This window comes from Actinomadura verrucosospora, from assembly GCF_039540335.1.
Classification (GTDB): Bacteria; Actinomycetota; Actinomycetes; order Streptosporangiales; family Streptosporangiaceae; genus Spirillospora; species Spirillospora verrucosospora.
In genome coordinates this window covers 22,626-45,030 of sequence record NZ_BAABEV010000008.1, presented here as the reverse complement: position 1 = coordinate 45,030, position 22,405 = coordinate 22,626, and the positions used below count along the sequence as shown (strand labels likewise).

Annotated in this window: 22 protein-coding genes; 16 read left to right on the top strand and 6 right to left on the bottom strand. The window is 73.3% G+C overall.

Going from position 1 to position 22,405, the window contains the following annotated elements:
- Positions 1 to 18 precede the first annotated feature (18 nt).
- The 5 genes from aroH (at position 19) to ABD944_RS11745 (ending at position 4,065) form a co-directional block, all read left to right on the top strand.
- Positions 19 to 381, top strand: a complete 363-nt coding sequence (gene aroH, locus ABD944_RS11765; RefSeq protein ID WP_345175280.1) for a chorismate mutase — start codon at positions 19 to 21, stop codon at positions 379 to 381.
- 10 nt (positions 382 to 391) lie between these two features.
- Complete coding sequence (locus ABD944_RS11760; protein WP_345175278.1) at positions 392 to 1,483, top strand: prephenate dehydrogenase; 1,092 nt, start codon at positions 392 to 394, stop codon at positions 1,481 to 1,483.
- Positions 1,484 to 1,602: 119 nt separating this feature from the next.
- On the top strand, positions 1,603 to 2,265 hold the full coding sequence (gene cmk, locus ABD944_RS11755) for a (d)CMP kinase (protein WP_345175277.1): 663 nt from the start codon (positions 1,603 to 1,605) through the stop codon (positions 2,263 to 2,265).
- Positions 2,266 to 2,302: 37 nt separating this feature from the next.
- Positions 2,303 to 3,688: a ribosome biogenesis GTPase Der gene (der, locus tag ABD944_RS11750; RefSeq protein WP_345175275.1), complete on the top strand. Its 1,386-nt coding sequence runs from the start codon at positions 2,303 to 2,305 to the stop codon at positions 3,686 to 3,688.
- A 173-nt stretch (positions 3,689 to 3,861) separates the two neighbouring features.
- Positions 3,862 to 4,065 (top strand): hypothetical protein, encoded by a 204-nt coding sequence (locus tag ABD944_RS11745; RefSeq protein WP_345175273.1) that lies wholly within the window; start codon positions 3,862 to 3,864, stop codon positions 4,063 to 4,065.
- On the opposite strand, the gene ABD944_RS11740 is transcribed toward ABD944_RS11745, so the two are convergent.
- Entirely contained in the window at positions 4,062 to 4,667 is a 606-nt protein-coding gene (locus ABD944_RS11740) for a hypothetical protein (protein ID WP_345175272.1), read from the bottom strand. The two genes, ABD944_RS11745 and ABD944_RS11740, sit on opposite strands and share 4 nt — an antisense overlap.
- A gap of 91 nt (positions 4,668 to 4,758) precedes the next feature.
- On the opposite strand from ABD944_RS11740, the gene ABD944_RS11735 reads away from it, so the two are divergent.
- A complete protein-coding gene (locus ABD944_RS11735) occupies positions 4,759 to 5,886 on the top strand; it encodes a nucleoside 2-deoxyribosyltransferase domain-containing protein (RefSeq protein WP_345175270.1) in 1,128 nt (375 codons plus the stop codon).
- Between the two features lies 1 nt (position 5,887).
- Here ABD944_RS11735 and ABD944_RS11730 read toward each other — a convergent pair whose 3' ends face one another.
- Entirely contained in the window at positions 5,888 to 6,862 is a 975-nt protein-coding gene (locus ABD944_RS11730; RefSeq protein ID WP_345175268.1) for an alpha/beta hydrolase, read from the bottom strand.
- A 171-nt stretch (positions 6,863 to 7,033) separates the two neighbouring features.
- On the opposite strand from ABD944_RS11730, the gene ABD944_RS11725 reads away from it, so the two are divergent.
- The 7 genes from ABD944_RS11725 (at position 7,034) to soxR (ending at position 13,440) form a co-directional block, all read left to right on the top strand.
- Complete coding sequence (locus tag ABD944_RS11725) at positions 7,034 to 7,441, top strand: TOBE domain-containing protein (RefSeq protein ID WP_345175267.1); 408 nt, start codon at positions 7,034 to 7,036, stop codon at positions 7,439 to 7,441.
- A gap of 9 nt (positions 7,442 to 7,450) precedes the next feature.
- Positions 7,451 to 8,227 (top strand): molybdate ABC transporter substrate-binding protein, encoded by a 777-nt coding sequence (modA, locus tag ABD944_RS11720; protein WP_345175265.1) that lies wholly within the window; start codon positions 7,451 to 7,453, stop codon positions 8,225 to 8,227.
- Positions 8,224 to 9,048, top strand: coding sequence for a molybdate ABC transporter permease subunit (gene modB / locus ABD944_RS11715; protein WP_345175263.1), 825 nt, complete (start codon positions 8,224 to 8,226; stop codon positions 9,046 to 9,048). The genes modA and modB overlap by 4 nt, the downstream gene beginning before the upstream one ends.
- Complete coding sequence (locus tag ABD944_RS11710; RefSeq protein WP_345175261.1) at positions 9,045 to 10,097, top strand: ABC transporter ATP-binding protein; 1,053 nt, start codon at positions 9,045 to 9,047, stop codon at positions 10,095 to 10,097. Before modB ends, ABD944_RS11710 begins: the two co-directional genes overlap by 4 nt.
- A 179-nt stretch (positions 10,098 to 10,276) precedes the next feature.
- Positions 10,277 to 12,094 (top strand): phosphoenolpyruvate carboxykinase (GTP), encoded by a 1,818-nt coding sequence (locus ABD944_RS11705; protein WP_345175259.1) that lies wholly within the window; start codon positions 10,277 to 10,279, stop codon positions 12,092 to 12,094.
- Between the two features lie 136 nt (positions 12,095 to 12,230).
- Positions 12,231 to 12,824: an HdeD family acid-resistance protein gene (locus tag ABD944_RS11700; protein WP_345175257.1), complete on the top strand. Its 594-nt coding sequence runs from the start codon at positions 12,231 to 12,233 to the stop codon at positions 12,822 to 12,824.
- A gap of 61 nt (positions 12,825 to 12,885) precedes the next feature.
- Entirely contained in the window at positions 12,886 to 13,440 is a 555-nt protein-coding gene (gene soxR / locus ABD944_RS11695; protein WP_345175255.1) for a redox-sensitive transcriptional activator SoxR, read from the top strand.
- On the opposite strand, the gene ABD944_RS11690 is transcribed toward soxR, so the two are convergent.
- Positions 13,437 to 15,836 (bottom strand): glycoside hydrolase family 65 protein, encoded by a 2,400-nt coding sequence (locus ABD944_RS11690; protein ID WP_345175253.1) that lies wholly within the window; start codon positions 15,834 to 15,836, stop codon positions 13,437 to 13,439. The genes soxR and ABD944_RS11690 overlap by 4 nt on opposite strands.
- On the bottom strand, positions 15,833 to 16,582 hold the full coding sequence (locus tag ABD944_RS11685) for an HAD family hydrolase (RefSeq protein WP_345175251.1): 750 nt from the start codon (positions 16,580 to 16,582) through the stop codon (positions 15,833 to 15,835). The genes ABD944_RS11690 and ABD944_RS11685 overlap by 4 nt, the downstream gene beginning before the upstream one ends.
- Positions 16,583 to 16,738: 156 nt before the next feature.
- On the opposite strand from ABD944_RS11685, the gene gndA reads away from it, so the two are divergent.
- Positions 16,739 to 18,163, top strand: coding sequence for an NADP-dependent phosphogluconate dehydrogenase (gndA, locus tag ABD944_RS11680; protein WP_345175249.1), 1,425 nt, complete (start codon positions 16,739 to 16,741; stop codon positions 18,161 to 18,163).
- Positions 18,164 to 18,166: 3 nt separating this feature from the next.
- On the opposite strand, the gene ABD944_RS11675 is transcribed toward gndA, so the two are convergent.
- Together ABD944_RS11675 and ABD944_RS11670 are read right to left on the bottom strand one after the other, a co-directional pair.
- Positions 18,167 to 18,961 carry an SDR family oxidoreductase gene (locus ABD944_RS11675; protein WP_345175248.1) on the bottom strand — a complete coding sequence of 265 codons (795 nt, stop codon included), beginning with the start codon at positions 18,959 to 18,961 and terminating at the stop codon, positions 18,167 to 18,169.
- Entirely contained in the window at positions 18,958 to 19,143 is a 186-nt protein-coding gene (locus ABD944_RS11670; protein ID WP_345175247.1) for a hypothetical protein, read from the bottom strand. The genes ABD944_RS11675 and ABD944_RS11670 overlap by 4 nt, the downstream gene beginning before the upstream one ends.
- A gap of 100 nt (positions 19,144 to 19,243) precedes the next feature.
- Between ABD944_RS11670 and ABD944_RS11665 the strand changes: the two genes are divergently transcribed.
- Positions 19,244 to 19,840, top strand: a complete 597-nt coding sequence (locus ABD944_RS11665) for an HD domain-containing protein (protein ID WP_345175245.1) — start codon at positions 19,244 to 19,246, stop codon at positions 19,838 to 19,840.
- Positions 19,841 to 19,893: 53 nt separating this feature from the next.
- On the top strand, positions 19,894 to 22,401 hold the full coding sequence (locus tag ABD944_RS11660; RefSeq protein ID WP_345175243.1) for a DEAD/DEAH box helicase: 2,508 nt from the start codon (positions 19,894 to 19,896) through the stop codon (positions 22,399 to 22,401).
- The last annotated feature ends 4 nt before the right edge of the window (positions 22,402 to 22,405 follow it).

The following is a 22,405-nucleotide window of genomic DNA, read 5'->3' as shown; positions in this document are numbered from 1 at the left end:
CGACGAGGGGAAACGACTGTGACGGTACGCGCGGTCCGCGGCGCGACGCAGATCGACGCCGACGACCGGGACCAGATCCTGGAGGCGACGACCGAGCTCGTCTCGGAGGTGATGGCCCGCAACGGGCTGACCACCGACGACGTCATCAGCGTCATCTTCACGGTGACGCCGGACCTGACGGCCGAGTTCCCGGCGCTCGCCGCCCGCAAGCTCGGGTTCCACGAGGTGCCGCTGCTGTGCGCCACCGAGATCGGCGTCCCCGGCGCGCTGCCGCGGGTCATCCGGCTGATGGCGCACATCGCGACGGACCGTCCCCGCTCCGACGTCCAGCACGTGTACCTGCGCGGCGCCACGGCGCTCCGGCTGGACATCGCACAGTAGGGTTTCCGACGTGAGCGAGGACGTGGTGGCGCGGCGGATCGTCGTGGTCGGGACGGGCCTGATCGGGACGTCGATCGCCCTGGCGATGCGGGAGCGCGGCTCCGAGGTGCTGCTGACCGACCGGGACCCGGCGGCGCTGGCCCTGGCCGTGGAGCTGGGCGCGGGCGAGGCGCTGCCGGACGGGGCGCGGGGGGAGCCCGCCGACCTGGCGGTGCTCGCGGTGCCGCCGGCGGCGGTGGCGGTGACGCTGCTGGACGCGCAGAAGCGCGGCCTGGCGACCGCCTACACCGACGTGGCCAGCGTGAAGGCGCTGCCGCTGGCCCAGGCGGCCGAGCTCGGCTGCGACCTGACCACGTTCGTGGCGGGCCACCCCCTGGCCGGGAGCGAGCGGTCCGGGCCGAGCGCGGCGCGGCCCGACCTGTTCCTCGGCCGCCCGTGGGCGCTGTGCGCGACCCCGGAGGCGACGCCGGAGACGGTCGAGGTCGTGACGGGCCTGGCGCAGGCGTGCGGCGCGATGCCGGTCCAGGTGGACGCCGCCGAGCACGACCGGGCCGTCGCGCTGGTCTCGCACGCCCCGCACGTGGTGTCGGCGGCGGTCGCCGCCCGCCTGACCGGCGCCGACGACGTGGCGCTCGGCCTGTCCGGGCAGGGCGTGCGCGACGTCACCCGGATCGCGGCGAGCGATCCCCGGCTGTGGATCGGCATCCTGTCGGCCAACTCGGCGCCCGTCGCCGACGTGCTGGAGGCGGTCGCCACCGATCTCGCGGTGGCGGCGTCGCTGCTGCGCGACGGCAGCGAGGAGGCCGCGACGCACGTCGCCGACCTGCTGCTGCGCGGGAACGCGGGCCGGTCCCGCATCCCCGGCAAGCACGGCGGCGACCAGCCCGCCTACGCGACGGTGCAGGTGGTCATCCCCGACCGGCCGGGCGAGCTGGCGATGATCTTCCAGGCGGCGGGGATCGCGGGGGTCAACATCGAGGACGTGACCATCGAGCACTCCCCGGGCCGCCCGCTCGGCGTGCTGGAGCTGTCGGTCGTCCCGGCGGCGGCCGAGCGGCTGGCGGAGGAGCTGCGCGCCCGCGGCTGGTCGGTGCCCGGCTAGGCCGCAGTGGTGCCGGGAGGCCGGTAACCTGGGGCGCCGAAGACTTGCTCCGGGGGGCTTCGGCACGCCGGCGCGGCGACGAGCGCCGCCCGCTTCACGACGACAGAGAAGGAGCGATCGTGCCGCTCGTCATCGCCATGGACGGTCCGTCCGGGTCGGGGAAGTCCAGCGCGTCCAAGGGCGTCGCCCGGGCGCTCGGGCTGCGCTACCTGGACACGGGCGCCATGTACCGCGCCATGACGTGGTGGATGCTGGAGAACGGCGTGCCGGTCGAGGACGGCGCCGCGGTCGCGGCCCGCGCGCAGGACCCGGTGATCGAGTCCGGCACCGACCCGGCGGCGCCGACGATCACGGTGGACGGGACGGACGTGTCCGGCCCGATCCGCACCCGCGCGGTGACGAACGCGGTCAGCGCCGTCAGCTCCGTCCCGGCGGTGCGCGCCCGGCTCGTGGAGCTCCAGCGCGAGATCATCGGAGCCGGCGGGATCGTGGTGGAGGGGCGCGACATCGGGACGGCCGTCGCGCCGGAGGCCCCGGTCAAGGTGTTCCTGACGGCGAGTGCCGAGGTCCGCGCGGCGCGCCGCGCGAAGGACCTGGCCGCCGACCCGGGCGCGTCGGTGACGGTCACGCAGGCAGAGCAGGAGCGGCGGGACCGGCTGGACTCGACGCGCAAGGCCTCGCCGCTGGCCAAGGCGGCGGGCGCGCACGAGATCGACTCGACCGGGCTGAGCCTGGACGAGGTCATCGAGGCGGTCGTCCGCCTCGCCAAAGAGCATGAGTGAGCGGGCGGCCTGACGGCTCCCGCCGGGGAATGTGACAGTGAGCGATTTCGAGATCGAAACGGTGGACGCCGTCGAGGACGTCGACCAGGACGCGGGCCCGGCGCCGGTCGTGGCCGTGGTGGGGCGGCCGAACGTCGGCAAGTCCACCCTGGTCAACCGGATCATCGGCCGGCGTGAGGCCGTCGTGGAGGACGTCCCAGGCGTGACCCGCGACCGGGTCGCCTACGACGCGGCGTGGAGCGGGCGCCGGTTCACCGTCGTCGACACCGGCGGCTGGCTGCCGGACTCCTCCGGCCTGGCGGCGGCGATCGCCGAGCAGGCGCGGCTGGCGGTCGAGCTGGCCGACGTGGTGATGTTCGTGGTGGACGCGACCGTGGGCGCCACGGACGTGGACGAGGCCGTGGTGGAGATCCTGCGCCGGTCCGGCAAGCCGGTGGTGCTGGTCGCCAACAAGGTCGACGACGTGGGCGCCGAGTCCGACGCGGCGCTGCTGTGGTCGCTCGGCATCGGCGAGCCGCACCCGGTCAGCGCCCTGCACGGGCGCGGCAGCGGCGACCTGCTCGACGCGGTGCTGGACGCGCTGCCCGAGGAGCCCCCGGCGGAGACGTTCGGCGAGGCCGGCGGGCCGCGCCGCGTCGCGCTGCTCGGCCGCCCGAACGTCGGCAAGTCGAGCCTGCTGAACAAGCTGGCGGGGGAGAACCGCGCCGTCGTGGACTCGGTGGCGGGCACGACCCGCGACCCGGTCGACGAGCTGATCGAGCTGGGCGGCAAGACGTGGCGGTTCATCGACACCGCCGGGATCCGGCGCCGGCACCGCGAGAACCAGGGCGCCGACTTCTACGCGACGCTGCGGACGCGGTCGGCGCTGGAGCGCGCCGAGGTCGCGGTCGTGCTGGTGGACGCCGACCAGCCGCTCGCCGAGCAGGACCTGCGGATCATCTCCATGGTGATCGAGTCGGGCCGGTCGCTGGTCATCGCCTACAACAAGTGGGACCTGCTCGACGAGGAGCGCCGCCACTACCTCGAACGCGAGATCGACCGGCAGCTGCACACCGCGCGGTGGGCGCCGCGGGCGAACATCTCCGCCAAGACCGGGCGGCACATGGAGAAGCTGGTGCCGGCCATCGAGACGGCGCTGGAGGGCTGGGGCACCCGCGTCCCGACGTCCAAGCTGAACCAGTTCTTCGCCGACCTGGTGAACTCGCATCCGCACCCGGTGCGGGGCGGCAAGCAGCCGCGCGTGCTGTTCGCTACGCAGGCGGGGGTGCGGCCGCCGCGGTTCGTGCTGTTCACGTCGGGCTTCCTCGAGGAGGGCTACCGGCGGTTCATCGAGCGGCGGCTGCGGGAGGAGTTCGGGTTCGACGGGACGCCCCTCGACATCACGATGAAGATCCGCGAGAAGCGCGGCAAGGGCAAGAAGTAGCCGAAATGTCACGCGCGGCCCGCCGGGGAGCTTCCCCCGCCGGGCCGCCTCGTGGCAGGATGCACCTGCGGGGCGAGTAAGTCTTCCATTACTTGCTGGTCCCGCGACGGACGCGTTCGCACGTCCGGGCGGCCGGGTCTCCCCGGCGCCGGGACGCGGTCGAGGGGTGTGACGTGAAGCTCTTGCTGCTCATCGCCGTCGCCGTCGCCTGCGTGGCGCTCAGCTTCGCATGGCGGGAGCCCTGGATCGGCGGCGTCGGCCTGCTGGTCGCCTTCGTCGCCATGTTCACCGACCGCGACGACGTGCGGCTCGACGACGAGCGCGGCAGCTACGAGACCACCAAGTCGGTCCGCAACATGCGCGGCCGGGGCCGCTAGCGTTCCCAGCGGGTGTCGCCCGCGACGTGCTGGTCGCCGGTGGGCGGCTGGGCCTGGCCGGGCTGGTTCTCCCGCGCGTAGCGCCCGTACACGAGCGGTTGGGTGGTGTTGGACCCGGGCGGTTGTTCGGGCTCCTCCAGCCGCCGCTCGCGGACGCCGACCACCGCGAACCTGCCGAGCGCGAGCGCGGCGAGGAACACGATCACGACGCCGAGGCCGGTGAAGCCGGCGAGCTGCTCGGCGACGCGCCGCCCCTCGCTCGCGCCGAGCGGGGCGCCGACGCCCGGGACGTTCCACAGCGTGGCGAGGGTCGGCCCGACGGCGAACCAGGCGCCGGCGAGCGCGGCCAGCCAGCCGCCGAACATCCCGACGGCGCGGTTGGCGCTGAACAGCAGGATCAGCCCGCCCAGAACCGTGGCGGCTCCAGGGGCGATGCTGAGCTGCAGGCGGTCGGCGGTGTAGACCCAGGTGTCGTCCGGCGTGAATCCGAAGTGGAAGTAGGGGCCGACGAGGGGCAGCAGCGCGCCCCACAGCCCCAGCAGGATCAGCAGGATGCCGCTGAGGACGCCTCGGGTGCGCGGAACTCGCATGGTCCCAGCCATGATCGATTCCTCCTGACCGGGAGTGTGATTCTCTTATCAGCAGCGTTTACCCGTTGGTAAGCGGTCCACACGGCCAGAAAGGAGGCGCCGCATGGACGACGGCGTCACCCTCGTCCACGCGCGGGAGGAGCCGCCGGACCGCTGGGACGCGGCCGTCTTCCTCGCGGGCCCCACGCCCCGGGCGCCCGGGGTCGCCTCGTGGCGGCCCGGCGCCCACGCCGAGCTGCGGGACCGCTGGCGCGGCGGACGGCTCGTGGTGTTCGACCCCGAGCACCGGAAGGGCCGCTACGACGACTACGACGGCCAGATCGAGTGGGAGGAGCGCTGCCTGCACCTGGCCGACGAGGTCGTCTTCTGGGTGCCGCGCGACCTCGCGACCATGCCCGCCTTCACCACGAACGTGGAGTGGGGGATGTGGCACGACAGCGGCCGGGCGGTGTTCGGCGCGCCGCCGGAGGCGCCGAGGAACGGCTACCTGCGGCACTACGCGGAGAAGTCCGCGGTGCCGACGGCCTCCAGCCTGCCGGAGACGGTCGCGGCGGCGCTGCGCCGGATCGGCGCCGGCGCGCCCCGGGCCGGAGGGGAGCGCGAGGTCCCGCTGCTGCTGTGGCGGGACGCGGCGTTCCAGCGCTGGTACGCGGGCCAGCGGGGCGCGGGCAACGCGCTGCTCGGGGCGCGGGTGGTGTTCCGGTTCGGGGTGTGCTGGGGCCTGCGCGTCCGGGTCCGCGTGGCCGCGGAGGACCGGGTGAAGGACAACGAGATCGTCATCGGGCGGCCGGACATCTCGGCGGTCGTGCTGTACCGGCCCGGCGCGACGCTCGACGAGGCGCAGGTCGTGCTCGTGCGGGAGTTCCGGAGCGCGGGCGCGGACGGGGCCGTCCACGAGCTGCCGGGCGGTTCCGGGCCGGGCGGCCCCCGCGAGGTGGCGCTCGCGGAGGTCGCCGAGGAGACGGGGCTGGCGCTGGAGCCCGGCCGGCTGCGCGAGCACCGCTCCCGCCAGGTGAACGCGACCCTCTCGGCGCACCGCGCGCACCTGTTCTCCGCCGAGGTCACCGCCGAGGAGCTGGAGCGGCTCCGGGGCTCGGGCCCGCACGGGGCGGCGGCCGCCGGCGAGCGCACCTACGTCGTGGTGGCCGCGTTCGGGCGGATCAGGCGGGAGGGGCTCGTGGACGCCGCCAACCTCGGGATGATCGCCGAGGCGCTGCTGGAGGCGCGCTGACTCAGCCGTCCAGGGCGTCGCGGACGAACGCGCCGAGCGCGGCGATCGCGGCGCGCGACTCGGGCAGGTACGGCCCGAACATCTGGAACACGTGCAGCTGCCGGTCCCACACCTGGAGCGTGACCGGCACCCCGGCCTCGGCGAGGCGCCGCGCCATCAGCTCGGAGTCGCAGTACAGCAGCTCGGTGGACCCGGCGGTGAGCAGGACGGGCGGCAGCCCCGCGAGGTCGGCGCGGACGGGGGAGATCGCCGGGTCGGTGAGGTCGAGGTGGCCGAGGAACCCCTCGACGAGGCGTTCCAGCAGCGCCCCGGGGTCGGAGGGGTCGAGGCCCATGTTGGCGTGGGCGAGCTTCCCGGTCAGGTCCATGTCGAGCATGGGGGACAGGGCCGCGAGCGCCGCGGGCATGGGCAGCCCCTCCTCGCGGGCGCGCAGCGCCGTGGCGAACGTGAGGTGCCCGCCCGCCGAGTCGCCCATGATCACAATGCGCCCGGGGTCGATGTCGCGCTCCTCCAGCAGCCACCGGTAGGCGGTGACGCAGTCCTCGACCTCCCGCTCGAACGGGACCGCGGGGATCATCCGGTAGTCCACCGACAGCGCCGTGGCGCCGGACGCGGCCGCGAACGAGGCGACCATCCGGCGGTGCGTGTTGAGGCCGCAGGAGATCCAGCCGCCGCCGTGCAGGTAGAGGATCGCCTTGTCGCGCGGCGGCGCGGCGCCGGGCGCGGCCACCCACTCGGCGCCGAAGCCGTCGAGGCGGACCTTCTCCACGCGGACGCGCCGCGGCGTCCCGGCCCGCGCCGCGAGCCGGTCGATGAGCGCGGCGCGGCGCAGCGCCCGTTCGTCGAACGGCCGGCCCGCGAACCGGGCGAGGCCGGGGCGCACCAGCCGCCGGACGCCCGCCGAGACCGCCCGGGAGCGCAGGCTCGCCGTCCCGTGCCGTTCGATCACCAGGGTCGCGGGGCCTTGTGCCGTCACGGGTCCTCCTCGCCTCGGGGGATGTAAGTAGATGGTGACATCCGCGGCGAGCGCGAGGGAAGACGGGGTGGCGTCCGCCGTGCCTGCGAGGCCGATCAGGACATAAGTGTCGCTATATCGAGTGACTTGTCGCTCTTCCCCTTGCATTTGCGACTCTCTAGGATTTGCGGGGTGACGACGTTCAGGATCAGCGAGGCCGCCGCGCTCCTCGGGGTCAGCGCCGACACCGTCCGCCGCTGGGTGGACGGCGGCCGGCTCCCGGCGTCCCGGGACGAGCACGGGCACCGGCGGGTGCCGGGGGCCGCGCTGGCCGCCTTCGTGCGCGACCAGGCGCGCGGCAGCGGACCCTCCGACCAGGCCGAGCGCTTCTCCTCGGCGCGCAACCGCCTGCGCGGGATCGTCACCGAGGTCATCCGGGACGGGGTGATGGCGCAGGTCGAGATCCAGGCGGGGCCGTTCCGCGTCGTGTCGCTGATGAGCCGCGAGGCGGCCGACGACCTCGGCCTGGAGGCGGGCGTGGTCGCCGACGCCGTCGTCAAGTCCACGAACGTCGTCGTCGAGGTCCCGGACCAGGGCTGAGGAGGCACCGTGTTCAAGCGAACGGCGTCGGCGGCGGTGCTGGCGCTCACCCTCCTGGCCGGCTGCGGCGACGTGGGCGGCGAGGGCTCCTCCGGGAGCGGGAAGCCGGGCGGCGCGACCCTGACGGTGTTCGCGGCGGCCTCGCTCACCGAGGCGTTCACCGCGCTCGGGAAGACGTTCGAGGACGCGCATCCGGGAGTGAGGGTCAGGTTCCAGTTCGGCGGCAGCTCGACGCTGGCCCAGCAGATCACGCAGGGCGCCCCGGCGGACGTGTTCGCGGCCGCGAGCCCCGCCACCATGAGGACGGTGACCGGCGCCGGGGACGCGTCGGGGCAGCCGCGGGTGTTCGCCCGCAACCGCCTGGTCATCGCGGTCCCGAAGGGGGACCCCGGCAAGGTCGCGAAGGTGGGCGACCTCGGCAGGCCGGGGCTGAAGGTCGTGCTGTGCGCGGTGCAGGTGCCGTGCGGCGCCGCGGCCGGGACCGCCCTGGCCGCGGCCGGGGTCGAGGTCGAGCCGGTGTCGCGGGAGAAGGACGTCAAGGCCGTCCTGACGAAGGTGGGGCTGGGGGAGGCCGACGCCGGGCTCGTCTACCGCACCGACGTGAAGGCCGCCGGCGGCGAGGTCGCGGGCATCGAGTTCCCGGAGGCCGCCAGGGCGATCAACGACTACCCGATCGTCGAGGTCGCCAGGGCGCCGCACGGCACGCTCGCCAAGGAGTTCATCGAGCTGGTGGTCGGTGAGCAGGGCAGGTCGGTGCTGAGCCGGGCGGGCTTCGAGGGGCCGTGACCCGACCGGGGAGAGCGCCGCGGGAGGCGGACCGGCTGCCGGGGAGGCCGCCCTGGGTGCTGCTCGCGCCCGCGCTGCTCGGGCTCGCCTTCCTGGTGCTGCCGCTGGCCGGCCTGCTCGTCCGGGCGCCGTGGTCGACGCTCGGCACGCGCCTCCTGCAGGCACAGGTCCTGGAGGCGCTCCGGCTCTCGCTGCTCACCGCGTCCCTGGCCACCTGCCTGTGCCTTCTGCTCGGCGTCCCGCTCGCCTGGACGCTCGCCCGGGTCCGCTTCCCCGGCGTCCGGCTCGTCCGGGCCCTGGTGACCGTGCCGCTGGTGCTGCCGCCGGTGGTCGGCGGCGTCGCGCTGCTGCTCGTGCTCGGACGGCGCGGGCTGGTCGGCGGGTGGCTGGACCGCGCCTTCGGCCTCACGTTCCCCTTCACCACGGCCGGCGTCGTGCTCGCCGAGGCGTTCGTGGCGATGCCGTTCCTGGTGATCAGCGTGGAGGGCGCGCTGCGCGCCGCCGACCTGCGCTACGAGGAGGCGGCCGCCACGCTCGGCGCCGGCCGCTGGACGGTCTTCCGGCGGGTCACGCTGCCGCTGGTCGCACCGGGCGTCGCGGCCGGGACGATCCTGTGCTGGGCGCGGGCGCTCGGGGAGTTCGGGGCGACGATCACGTTCGCGGGCAACTTCCCCGGCCGGACGCAGACGATGCCGCTCGCGGTGTACCTGGCGCTGGAGACCGACCCGCAGGCGGCGATCGTGCTCAGCCTCGTCCTGCTCGCCGTGTCGGTCGCCGTTCTCGCCGCGCTCCGGGACCGTTGGGTGGGCGGCGCGAGATGAGCGGTCCCGGGGGGCTGGACGCGCGGCTGGTCGTCCGCCGGGCCGCGTTCGACCTCGATCTCGCGCTCACCGCGGGGCCGGGCGAGGTCGTGGCCCTGCTCGGCCCGAACGGCGCGGGCAAGAGCACCGCGCTGCGCGCCCTGGCCGGGCTCGTGCCGACGGCGGGCGGGCACGTCCGGGTGGACGGCGCGGACCTGCGGCCGCTGCCGCCCGACCGCCGCGGCATCGGCATGGTCTTCCAGGACTACCTGCTGTTCCCGCACCTCACGGCGCTGGAGAACGTCGCGTTCGGGCCGCGCTGCCAGGGCGCGGGGCGCCGGGCCGCGCGGCGGATCGCCGGGGACTGGCTGGAGCGGGTGGGGCTCGCCGAGCACGCTTCCGCGCGCCCGCAGGCCCTGTCGGGCGGGCAGGCGCAGCGGGTGGCCCTCGCCCGCGCGCTGGCCGTCGACCCGCGCCTGCTGCTGCTGGACGAGCCGCTCGCGGCGCTCGACGCGCACACCCGGCTGGAGATCAGAGCCGCGCTGCGCCGCCACCTCGCCGGGTTCGGGGGCGCCGCCGTGCTCGTCACGCACGACCCGCTGGACGCCATGGTCCTCGCCGACCGCCTCGTCGTCGTGGAGGGCGGCCGGCTCGTCCAGCAGGGGACCCCCGCCGACGTCGCGCGCTGGCCCCGCACCGACTACGTCGCGCGCCTGGTCGGCCTGAACCTGTACCGGGGCAGGGCCGAGGGGGGCACGGTCGCCCTGGGTGACGGCGCCGCGACCCTCGACACTGTCGACTCGCTCGAAGGTGAGGTGTTTCTCGCCTTCGCGCCATCGGCGGTCGCGCTGTACCGGACCCGCCCCGACGGCAGCCCGCGCAACCTCTGGCGCACGACGGTCGGCGCGGTCGAACGGCACGGGGACCGCGTCCGGGTGCGGCTGTCCGGCCCGCCTTTCGACGCCGTAGCGGACGTCACTCCCGCGGCCGTCGCGGAGCTCGGATTGGCGGAGGGAAGCCCGGTTTGGGCCGCCGTCAAGGCCACCGAAACCCACGTTTACCCAGCTTGAACGCCCCCGCGCCGTCCGGAGGGCGGATGCGGGCGGTCGGTGCCGTCGACCAGTGATATCCCTCACAGAACCGGGCATCATGCCCCAAAAGCGGACGTGATTGGTCCAGACCAAATGGCAAAAACGACGGGTCTTGTTCATCATGCAAAGATCCTGCGAACAGCTGAAGGAGACGCCCCGTGTCCAACCAGGTCCCCGGCCTCGACCAGGCCCCTACCGGCCACACCGAACTGATTGAGTGGGTACGCGGGATCGCCGAGCTGACCGGGCCCGACCGGGTCGAGTGGTGTGACGGCTCGGAGGAGGAGTGGGAACGGCTCACCGGCCTCCTCGTCGAGCAGGGCACCCTGACGCGACTCGACCCCGCCAAACGGCCCAACAGCTTCCACGCGGCCTCCGACCCCACCGACGTCGCCCGCGTCGAGGACAGGACGTTCATCTGCTCGGAGAAGCAGGAGGACGCCGGTCCCACCAACAACTGGATCGCGCCGGCCGAGATGCGCGAGACCCTGGGCGGCCTCTTCGCGGGCTGCATGAAGGGCCGCACCATGTACGTGGTGCCCTTCTGCATGGGCCCGCTCGGGGGCAACATCTCGCAGCTGGGCGTGGAGATCACCGACTCCGCCTACGTCGCCGTGTCCATGCGGATCATGACGCGGATGGGCGAGGGCGCGCTGCGCCTCATCGAGGAGCGCGGGTCGTTCGTCCGGGCCGTCCACTCCGTCGGCGCCCCCCTGGAGCCGGGCCAGGAGGACGTCAAGTGGCCGTGCAACTCCACCAAGTACATCACCCACTTCCCCGAGACCCGGGAGATCTGGTCCTACGGTTCCGGGTACGGGGGCAACGCGCTGCTCGGCAAGAAGTGCTACGCGCTGCGCATCGCCTCGACGATGGCCCGCGACGAGGGCTGGATGGCCGAGCACATGCTCGTGCTGAAGCTGACGCCGCCCACCGGTGAGACCCGCTACGTCGCCGCCGCGTTCCCGTCGGCGTGCGGCAAGACCAACCTCGCCATGCTGGAGCCGACCATCCCCGGATGGAAGGTCGAGACGATCGGCGACGACATCGCCTGGATGCGCTTCGGCGACGACGGCCGCCTCTACGCCATCAACCCCGAGGCCGGGTTCTTCGGCGTCGCGCCCGGCACCGGCGAGAGCACCAACGCCAACGCGGTCAAGACGCTGTGGGGCAACAGCATCTTCACGAACGTCGCCCTCACCGACGACGGCGACGTGTGGTGGGAGGGCCTCACCGACGAGCCGCCCGCGCACCTGACCGACTGGAAGGGCAACGACTGGACGCCGGACTCCGAGAGCCCGGCCGCCCACCCGAACGCCCGCTTCACCACCCCGGCCGGGCAGTGCCCGATCATCGCCGACGAGTGGGAGGACCCGAAGGGCGTCCCGATCTCGGCGATCCTGTTCGGCGGCCGCCGCGCCTCCGCCGTCCCGCTGGTCACCGAGTCGTTCGACTGGCAGCAGGGCGTGTTCCTCGGCGCCAACGTCGCGTCCGAGAAGACCGCCGCCGCCGAGGGCGCCGTCGGCGAGCTGCGCCGCGACCCGTTCGCGATGCTGCCGTTCTGCGGCTACAACATGGGCGACTACTTCGGCCACTGGCTGGAGATCGGCAAGGCGACCGACGCGGAGAAGCTCCCGCGGATCTACTACGTCAACTGGTTCCGCAAGAACGCCGACGGCAGGTTCATCTGGCCCGGCTTCGGCGAGAACAGCCGCGTGCTGAAGTGGATCGTCGAGCGCCTCAACGGCAAGGCCGACGCGGTCAAGACCCCGATCGGGCACCTGCCGACCCGGGAGGCGCTCGACACCGAGGGCCTGGACATCGACGACGCCGACCTGGAGACGCTGCTGTCGGTGGACACCGAGGTGTGGAAGCAGGAGGCCGCCCTCGTGCCGGAGTTCTTCGAGAAGTTCGGCGACCACACGCCGAAGGCGCTGTGGGACGAGTACCACGACCTGGTGCGCCGCCTGGAGCACTGACGCTCGGCCGGAGCCGTGCCACCGGCCGGACCCGTGGGCCGGTCGCGAACTTTGCGAAGTTCGCGACCGGCCTTTGCGTTCCCCGAAAGGGGCGGAGACGGACACTAGAGGAGGTTCCGTCCCCGGGGAGGCCGGCATGTTCGATCTGATGACCCGCCACTGGTGGGTGCTCGCGCTGCGCGGCACGTTCGCGATCATTTTCGGCATCGTCGCCTGGGTGTGGCCGGGCATCACCGTCTTCGCGCTGGTGGTGCTGTTCGGCGCGTACGCCCTGGTGGACGGCGTGTTCGCGGTGGCGCAGGCGATCCGCGGCACGTCCGGAGGGCCGCGCGGCCTGCTGGCCCTGTCGGGGGCCGCGGGGGTCGCGCTCGGCGTCGCGGCGCTGGTGTGGCCCGGCATCACCGCGTTCGTCCTGCTCATGCTGATCGCCGCCTGGGCGGTCGCCACCGGCGTGCTGGAGATCGGGGTGGCGCTCGCGATGCGCAAGCAGCTCAAGGGCGAGTGGGCGTACGTGCTCACCGGCGCCGTCTCGCTGATCTTCGGGATCATGCTGTTCGCGTGGCCCGTCTCCGGCGCGATCGCCATCGTCTGGCTGATCGGGCTGCTGGCCGTCCTGACCGGCGCCGCCATGATCGGCGCGGCGTTCCGGCTGCGCCGGCTCGGCCAGGCCGCCGAGCGCCCGGGCGGGCCGAGCCCGGCCGCCCAGTACCGGCCGGGCCCCCACTACTGACCTGGTCGCCGCCCGCCAGGGCAACCTCAAGCGCGGTTGAGGAACGCGTAGGATCCGGTGCATGACGCGGCTGGAGCACCGGGTGCACGAACTCACCGTCGGGCAGCTCGCCGAGCGGAGCGGCGTGGCCGTCTCGGCGCTGCACTTCTACGAGTCCAAGGGACTGATCAAGAGCCGCCGCACGGCGGGCAACCAGCGGCGGTTCAGCCGGGACACGCTCCGCCGGGTCTCGTTCATCAAGGTCTCGCAGCGCGTCGGGATCCCGCTCGGCGACATCCGCGACGCGCTCGCCACCCTCCCCGAGGAGCGCACCCCCACGGTGGCGGACTGGGCGCGCCTCTCGGAGCGGTGGCGCGGCGACCTCGACGCGCGCATCCGGCAGCTCGAACGGCTGCGCGACGACCTCACCGACTGCATCGGCTGCGGCTGCCTGTCGATCAACAAGTGCGCCCTCGCCAACCCCTACGACCGGCTCGGCGACGAGGGGCCCGGGCCGCGCCGCCTGCTCGTGCCGGCAGGCGCCGGGGAGCCCGCGCCCCGCCCGGCGGACGGGACGCGGGCCTCCGGGGCGGACGGCTGCGCGCGCGTCTGCGCTCCGGGGAGCGACCCCGCCTAGCGGCGGCGGGGATCGCGCCCGTGCGGGTCGATGCGCCGCGGGGCCGGTTCCCGCCCCGCCGGCTGCGTCACCGGCGGGCGCACCGGGATCTGCTCGATCGGCAGCTCGACGGGCTCGTCGGCGAGCGTGAACCGCTCGCCGTGGTGCCACAGCGTGAGGCCCCGGCCGTCCAGCAGCTCGTAGCGGGCCGCCTCGCCCGTCACGCTGACCTTGATCCGGTTGCCGCGGTACCGCATCCGGAACGCCAGCCGGCTGATCCCGCCGGGCAGCCGCGGCGCGAACCGCAGCGTGCCCCTGCCCGCCCGCATCCCGCCGAACCCGGCGACCAGGCCGCTCCACGCGCCCGCCATCGAGGCGATGTGCAGCCCGTCGCGGGTGTTGTGGTTCAGGTCGTGCAGGTCCATCAGCGCGGTCTCGCCGAGGTAGTCGTGCGCCAGCTCCAGCTGCCCGACCTCGGCGGCGACGACCGCCTGCGTCTGCGCCGACAGCGAGGAGTCGCGGACGGTCAGGCCCTCGTAGTAGGCGAAGTCGCGCTCCTTCTGCTCCTCGGTGAACGCGTCGCCGCACAGGTGCAGGGCGAGCACGAGGTCGGCCTGCTTGACCACCTGCTTGCGGTAGAGGTCGAAGTAGGGGTAGTTCAGCAGCAGGGGATAGTGGTCGGGTTTGGTGGCCGAGAAGTCCCAGCGGGCGTGGTTGGTGAAGCTCTCGCTCTGCGGATGGACGCCGAGACGCTCGTCGTAGGGGATGAGCATCGCCGCCGCCGCGTCCCGCCACGACGCCGCCTCCTCGGCGTTCACGCCGAGCCGGTCGGCCACGTCCGGGTGGCGCATCGCCGTCTCGGCGGCCTCCTGGAGGTTCCGGCGCGCCATCAGGTTGGTGTAGACGTTGTTGTCGACCACCGCGCTGTACTCGTCGGGGCCGGTGACCCCGTCGATGCGGAACACCCCGCCCACGTCGTGGTGGCCGAGGCTGCGCCACAGCCGGGCCGTGTGGACCAGGATGTCCAGGCCGATCTCCCGCTCGAACTGCTCGTCCTGCGTGGCGTCCACGTACCGGACGACGGCGTCGGAGATGTCGGCGTTGATGTGGAACGCCGCGGTGCCGGCCGGCCAGTAGCCCGAGCACTCGTGCCCGCGGATCGTGCGCCACGGGAACGTCGCGCCCTCCAGGCCGAGCTGGTTGGCACGGTCCCGGGCCAGCGGCAGCGTCATGTGCCGCCAGCCGAGGGCGTCCGCCGCGGCGCCGGGGGAGGTGTAGGTGAGGACCGGCAGCACGAACGTCTCGGTGTCCCAGAACGTGTGCCCGTCGTAGCCCGGCCCGGTCAGCCCCTTGGCCGGGATCATGCGGCGCTCCGCGCGGGCGCCGGCCTGCAGGACGTGGAACAGCCCGAACCTGACCGCCTGCTGGATCTCGGCGTCCCCGTCGACCTCGACGTCGGCGCCCTCCCAGAACTCGTCGAGGTACTCGCGCTGCTCGTCCAGCAGGCCCTGCCAGCCGGTCTGCCGCGCGCCCGCCAGCGCCCCGACCACCTGGTCGTGCAGCGCGGGACGCGACCGCCGGCTCGACCAGCCGTAGGAGATGTACTTGACGATGCGCAGCCGCTGCCCCGGCTCCAGCCGCGTCGCGACCGTCAGCCGCCCGACGTCCTTGGAGCTCTCGGTGTCGATCGCCATCGACTCCGGGCCCTCGATGTCGTGCGACATCCCGGCGGCCATCCGCAGGCCGCTCTGCCGCGTCCGGTGCAGCAGCAGCACCTTGGTGCCGTTGGCGACGTGCTCCTCGCCGACGAGCGGGCTGCTCAGGATCGCCGACTCGCGCGGGTCCTTGCCGCCGCCGGGCAGGGCCTCGTTGGCCACCAGCTCCGACTGGGCGACGACCCGGACCGCCTCGTCGACCGGCTCGACCTCGTAGCAGATCGCCGCGACGGCGCGCTGGGTCAGCGACACCATCCGGACCGAGGTCACCTTGATCGTCCGGTCGGCCGGGGAGGTCCACTCCACGTGCCGGGTCAGCGTCCCCGCGCGCATGTCGAGGATCCGCTCGTGGTGGTGCAGCCGGCCGTAGCGCACGTCGAGCGGCTCGTCGTCGACGAGCAGCCGGATCACCTTGCCGTTGGTGACGTTGATGACCGTCTGGCCCATCTCGGGGTAGCCGTAGGCGGTCTCGGCGTGCGGCAGGGGGCGCTGCTCGTAGAAGGAGTTCAGGTAGGTGCCGGGGAGCCCGTGGGGCTCGCCCTCGTCGAGGTTGCCGCGCATTCCGACGTGCCCGTTGGAGAGGGCGAACACCGACTCGGTCTGGGCCAGCCGGTCCAGCCGCAGCTCCGGCTCCCGCACGCACCACGGCTCCACGGAGAACACGGGCCGGTCGGCCCCGGCCTGGCCTTCGTGCGTGCTCACGGCGCCTCCAGCAGCTCGGACAGGTCGTCGACCACCACGTCGGCGCCGTGCTCGGCGAGCGCCTTCGCGTGCTCGTCGCCGACCCGGTTGACGCCGACGACGTAGGCGAACGCTCCGGCCCGCCCCGCCTGGACGCCGGCGAGGGCGTCCTCGAAGACCACCGCCTTGCCGGCCGGGACGCCGAGCTCCTCGGCCCCCGCGAGGAACGTGTCGGGGGCGGGCTTGCCGGGCAGGTTCCGCTCCGCGGCGACGACGCCGTCGACGCGCGCGTCGAACAGGTCGGTGATGCCGGCCGTCCGCAGGACCTGGACGGTGTTGGCGCTGGAGGAGACCACGGCCGTCTTCAGCCCCGCCTCCCGCGCCTTGCGGACGTAGTCGATCGAGCCCTCGAACGTCTCGACGCCCTTCTCCTCGATCAGCTTCAGGACCAGGGCGTTCTTGCGGTTCCCCAGACCCCTGATCGTCTCCTTCTCGGGCGGGTCGTCCGGATCGCCCTCGGGCAGGGAGATGCCGCGCGACTCCAGGAACGAGCGCGTCCCGTCCTCGCGCCTCTTGCCGTCGACGTACCGGCCGTAGTCGCGCACGGGGTCGAACTCGGTGAACGCCTCACCGGTCCGCTCCGCCCGCTCGCGCAGGTAGCCGTCGAACATCTCCTTCCACGCCGCCGCGTGAACTGCCGCGGTCCGGGTCAGCACCCCGTCGAGATCGAAAAGACACGCGGCCGCCTCGTCCGGCAGTCCCAGCATCGCACCCCCAGGTAGATGGCACTATCGATAGTGGTCCTCAACGCGCGGCCCTTTCCCGCGCCGGGCGCGGGCATGCGGTCCCGGGCGCTCGAACGGGGGGATCATGAGCCGCGTACAACCCCTTGGTCAGGGTCGCACACGAGGAGGAGTGAGCCAATGCAGAAGGCGCGAATCGGTGTCACCGGGCTGGCGGTGATGGGGCGGAACCTGGCCCGCAACCTCGCCCGGCACGGGCATCCCGTGGCCGTGCACAACCGCACGTCGGCCAAGACCAAGGCGCTGGTGGAGGAGTTCGGCGACGAGGGGACGTTCCTGCCCGCGGAGACGCCGGAGCGGTTCGTGGAGTCGCTGGAGCGGCCCCGGCGGCTGGTCGTCATGGTGAAGGCGGGCGGCCCGACCGACGCGGTCATCGACGAGTTCGCCCCGCTGCTGGAGCCCGGCGACATGATCGTCGACGGCGGCAACGCGAACTTCGCCGACACCCGCCGCCGCGAGGCCGCGCTGCGCGAGCGCGGGATCCACTTCGTCGGCACCGGCGTCTCCGGCGGCGAGGAGGGCGCGCTGCTCGGCCCGAGCATCATGCCGGGCGGCTCCGCCGAGTCCTACGAGGCGCTCGGCCCGCTGCTGGAGGACATCTCCGCCAAGGTCGACGGGACGCCGTGCTGCACGCACGTCGGCCCGGACGGCTCCGGGCACTTCGTGAAGATGGTGCACAACGGCATCGAGTACGCCGACATGCAGCTGATCGCCGAGGCCTACGACCTGCTGCGGCACGCCGCCGGGCTCGCGCCCGCCGAGATCGCCGAGGTGTTCCGCACCTGGAACACCGGGCGCCTGGAGTCCTACCTGATCGAGATCACCGCCGAGGTGCTCGCGCACACCGACGCGTCGACCGGCAAGCCGTTCGTGGACGTCGTCCTGGACCAGGCCGAGCAGAAGGGCACCGGCCGCTGGACCGTGCAGACCGCCCTCGACCTCGGCGTCCCGGTGGGCGGCATCGCCGAGGCCGTGTTCGCCCGGTCCGTCTCCGGCCACGCCGCGCTGCGCGAGGCCGCCCGCGGCCTGCCCGGGCCGTCCCGCACGGTCATGGCGGGCTCCGGCTTCGCCGACGCCGTGGAGAAGGCCCTGTACGCATCAAAGATCGTGGCGTACGCGCAGGGGTTCCACGAGATCCAGGCGGGCAGCGCCGAGTACGGATGGAACATCGACCTCGGCGCGATGGCCACCATCTGGCGCGGCGGCTGCATCATCCGGGCCCGGTTCCTGGACCGCATCCGCGCCGCCTACGAGGCCGACCCGCAGACGCCGACGCTGCTGACCGACGACCACTTCGCCGAGGCCGTGGGCGACGCCCAGGGCGCCTGGCGCGAGGTGGTCGCCGCCGCCGCGCACATCGGCGTCCCCGCGCCCGGCTTCTCCACCGCCCTGGCCTACTACGACTCGCTGCGCGCCGACCGCCTGCCGGCCGCGCTCACCCAGGGGCAGCGCGACTTCTTCGGCGCCCACACCTACCGCCGCACCGACCGCGACGGCTCCTTCCACACCCTCTGGGGCGGCGACCGCACCGAGGTGAGCGCCTGACGGTCAGCCCTTCCGCCACTCCGGGGACTCCAGAGCCCCCGCGGCCTGCGGCCCCATGAGCCCGAGGCCGCCGTCCACGAACAGCGACGCGCCCGTCACGTAGGAGGCCTCCGGGCTCGCCAGGAAGGCGATCGCCTCCGCGACCTCCCCGGCGTGCCCGGGCCGCGCCAGCGGGTATCCCGCCCGGCTCTCCGGCTCGGGCGGCCGGTCGTGCTGCCCGGTCATCGGCGTCGCGATCTCTCCGGGCGCCACCGTGTTGACGGTGATCCCGTGCTCGGACAGCTCCAGGGCCAGCACCCGGGCGAGCATCTTCAGCCCGCCCTTGGCGGCGCAGTACGGCCCGGCCCCGACCCGTGGGTACTCCTCGTGGACGCTGGTCACGTTGACGATGCGGCCGCCCTCGCCGCGGCCCGCCATCCGCCGGGCGGCCCGCTGCGAGCACAGGAACGCCCCGTCCAGGTCGACCGAGACGACCTCGCGCCACTCCTCGAAGCCCATGTCGAGCAGGTGCCGCATACTGCCCGTCCCGGCGTTGTTGACCAGCACCCCGAGCCCGCCGAGCTCGTCGGCCAGCTCGTCGACGGCCCCGGCCGCCCGCACCGGGTCGGTCAGGTCGTGCCGCCGGACGGCCGCCCGCCGTCCCTCGCCCTCGACCTCCCGCGCCGTCCCCTCGGCCCCTTCCCGGTCGGACCGGTAGGTGATGCCGACATCGAATCCCCTGCGGGCCAGCGCGACCGCGGTCGCCTTCCCGATGCCCGAGTCGGCACCCGTGACGACGGCGACGCGGTCGTAGCTCACGGCTCCTCGTCCGGGTCCAGTTCCACCCCGGCGATCGGGTCGCCGCCGCGGGTCCCGCTCTCGGCGTCTCCCTCGTAGCCCTCTTCGGCGCTCTCGCTGCCCGGGACGACCCGCTCGTGCGGCTGGTCCTCCAGCCCGGAACTGGCTCCCGGGCCCCGGTCCTCCGGCTCCTTCTTGTCCATTCGCTCGGCTCCTCTCGCGTTCCTCGATTCGTTCAGCCCTTTGTTGCCGCACGGTCCGTCCCTAATCACGGCGCGGGCGCCGCGGCCTTAAGGTCGTGGGGTGGAGATACCGGGGGACGACGAGATCCGGGCGCTGCACGAGCGGTACGCGCCGGGGGAAGCCGCGTTCGAGGCCGTGTGGACGCACTGCGTCATCGTGAGCGAGATCGCCGAGCGGATCATGGACGGGGCGGGGCTCGCGGTCGACGCGGACCTCGTGCGGGCCGGGTGCCTGCTGCACGACCTCGGCGTCTACCGGCTGTACGGCCCGTCCGGGGCGATCGACCTCAGCGGCTACGTCCGGCACGGGGTGCTCGGTCACGAGATCCTCCGGGACGAGGGGTTCCCAGAGGAGATCTGCCGGTTCTGCTCGTGCCACACCGGGGTGGGGTTGACCAGGGAGGACATCGCGCGGCAGCGGCTTCCCGTGCCCGCCGGCGACTACGTCGCCGTGACCGGCGAGGAGCGGCTCGTCATGTACGCCGACAAGTTCCACAGCAAGACCGATCCGCCGACCTTCGTGTCCGCCGCCGCGTACGCCGGCCGCGTCCGGCGGTTCGGGGAGGAGAAGGTCTCCGTGTTCGAGGCGATGCGGGAGTCCTTCGGGGAGCCTGATCTCGAACCCCTCATGGCGAAGTACGGCCACGGGCTGGTCTAGGACGGGGGCAGCGTCCGGCGCGGGCAGTGGGTGATCGGGGGCAGGATGGAGGGGTGAGCCTTATCGATGAGCTTCCCTCCGGAAACGACACCGACGCCGACTCGCTGTTCGAGGCGTTCGAACGGTGGGTGTCGGGGCGCGGGATCACGCTGTACCCCGCCCAGGAGGAGGCGCTCATCGAGGTGGTGTCCGGCGCGAACGTGATCCTCTCCACGCCGACCGGGTCGGGCAAGAGCCTGGTGGCGGCGGGGGCGCTGTTCGCCGGGCTCGGCCGCGACCAGGTCGGGTTCTACACCGCGCCCATCAAGGCGCTGGTGTCGGAGAAGTTCTTCGACCTGTGCGAGATGTTCGGGCGCGACAACGTCGGGATGATGACCGGCGACGCCAGCGTGAACGCGGACGCGCCGATCATCTGCTGCACGGCCGAGGTGCTGGCCAACATCGCGCTCAGGGACGGCGCGGACGCCGACATCGGCGTGGTCGTGATGGACGAGTTCCACTTCTACGCCGAGCCCGAGCGGGGCTGGGCGTGGCAGATACCGCTGCTGGAACTGCCGCAGACCCAGTTCCTGCTCATGTCGGCCACCCTCGGCGACGTCTCGTTCTTCCAGAAGGACCTGACGCGGCGGACGGGGCGGCCGACGGCCCTGGTGACGTCGGCGGAGCGGCCCGTGCCCCTCATCTACGACTACCGGGTGACGCCGCTGCACGAGACGATCGAGGAGCTGCTGGCCGAGCAGAAGGCGCCGATCTACCTGGTGCACTTCACGCAGGCGGCGGCGATCGAGCGGGCGCAGGCGCTGATGAGCATCAACGTGTGCACCAAGGAGGAGAAGGCGCGGATCGCCGAGCTGATCGGCAACTTCCGGTTCACCACGAAGTTCGGGCGCAACCTGTCGCGGTTCGTCCGGCACGGCATCGGGGTCCACCACGCCGGGATGCTCCCCAAGTACCGGCGGCTGGTGGAGCGCCTCGCGCAGGCGGGCCTGCTGAAGGTCATCTGCGGGACCGACACCCTGGGGGTGGGGGTGAACGTCCCCATCAGGACCGTCGTGTTCACCGCGCTCAGCAAGTACGACGGGCACCGGGTGCGGCGGCTCAGGGCGCGGGAGTTCCACCAGATCGCCGGACGGGCGGGACGGGCCGGGTTCGACACGGTCGGGTTCGTCGTCGCGCAGGCGCCCGAGCACGTGGTGGAGAACGAGAAGGCGCTGGCCAAGGCCGGCGACGACCCGAAGAAGCGGCGGAAGGTCCAGCGCAAGAAGCCGCCGGAGGGGTTCGTCGGCTGGGACGAGGACGTCTTCAAGAAGCTGCAGGAGGCCGCGCCGGAGATGCTCCGGTCCCGGTTCCAGGTCAGCCACGCGATGCTGCTGTCGGTGATCGCGCGGCCGGGCAACGCGTTCCAGGCCATGAAGCGGCTGCTGACCGACAACCACGAGGAGCCCGCGGCGCGGCGCAGGCACATCTCCCGCGCCATCGCGATCTACCGGTCGCTGCTCGCGGGCGGCGTCGTCGAGGTGCTGCCGGAGCCGGACGACGCCGGCCGGTACGCGCGCATCACCGTCGACCTCCAGGAGGACTTCGCGCTCAACCAGGCGCTGTCGACGTTCGCGCTCGCGACCTTCGAGATCCTCGACCCGGCGTCGCCGTCGTACGCGCTGGATGTGCTGTCGGTGATCGAGGCGACGCTGGAGGACCCGCGGCAGATCCTGGCCGCGCAGGTCAACAAGGCGCGGGGCGAGGCCGTCCAGGAGATGAAGGCCGAGGGCATCGAGTACGAGGAGCGGATGGAGCTGCTCCAGGACGTCGACCACCCGAAGCCGCTGGAGGACGTGCTCGGCGCCGCCTACGAGGTGTACCGGGCCGGGCACCCCTGGGTCGGCGACCACCCGCTGCGCCCGAAGTCGGTCGTGCGCGACATGTACGAGCGGGCGATGACGTTCACCGAGTACATCGGCCACTACGAGCTGGCGCGGGGCGAGGGGCTCGTCCTGCGGTACCTGTCGGGGGCCTACAAGGCGCTGCAGCAGACCGTCCCGGAGTCGATCAAGACCGACGACCTGATCGACCTGATCGAGTGGCTGGGCGAGCTGGTCCGGCAGGTCGACTCCAGCCTGCTGGACGAGTGGGAGCAGCTCGCCAACCCCGCCGCCGAGGACCTGGACGAGCCGATCGAGGAGCGCGTCACCAGGGTCACCGCGAACGCGCGGGCGTTCCGGGTGCTGGTGCGCAACGCGATGTTCCGCCGGGTGGAGCTGGCGGCGCTGGAACGCTACGGCGACCTCGGCGCGCTGGACCCCGACTTCGGCGCCGACGCGTGGGCGCAGGCCATGGACCGCTACTTCGAGGAGCACGACGAGCTGCTCACCGGGCCCGACGCGCGGGGGCCGAAGCTGCTGCAGATCGAGGAGGTCCCGGAGGACGCGCTGTGGCGCGTCCGGCAGGTCTTCGACGACCCGGAGGGGCACCACGACTGGGGCATCAGCGCCGAGGTCGACCTCGCGGGCTCCGACCAGGAGGGCGAGGCCGTCGTCCGGGTGACCGGCGTCGACAGGATGTAGGAGG

Bases quoted from the DNA above. Each gene is read 5' to 3' on its own strand.
- ABD944_RS11740 (WP_345175272.1), bottom strand. From the start codon at position 4,667: ATGGCTGGGACCATGCGAGTTCCGCGCACCCGAGGCGTCCTCAGCGGC.
- ABD944_RS11735 (WP_345175270.1), top strand. From the start codon at position 4,759: ATGGACGACGGCGTCACCCTCGTCCACGCGCGGGAGGAGCCGCCGGAC.
- ABD944_RS11710 (WP_345175261.1), top strand. From the start codon at position 9,045: ATGAGCGGTCCCGGGGGGCTGGACGCGCGGCTGGTCGTCCGCCGGGCC.
- ABD944_RS11700 (WP_345175257.1), top strand. From the start codon at position 12,231: ATGTTCGATCTGATGACCCGCCACTGGTGGGTGCTCGCGCTGCGCGGC.
- soxR (WP_345175255.1), top strand. From the start codon at position 12,886: ATGACGCGGCTGGAGCACCGGGTGCACGAACTCACCGTCGGGCAGCTC.
- ABD944_RS11685 (WP_345175251.1), bottom strand. From the start codon at position 16,582: ATGCTGGGACTGCCGGACGAGGCGGCCGCGTGTCTTTTCGATCTCGAC.
- gndA (WP_345175249.1), top strand. From the start codon at position 16,739: ATGCAGAAGGCGCGAATCGGTGTCACCGGGCTGGCGGTGATGGGGCGG.
- ABD944_RS11670 (WP_345175247.1), bottom strand. From the start codon at position 19,143: ATGGACAAGAAGGAGCCGGAGGACCGGGGCCCGGGAGCCAGTTCCGGG.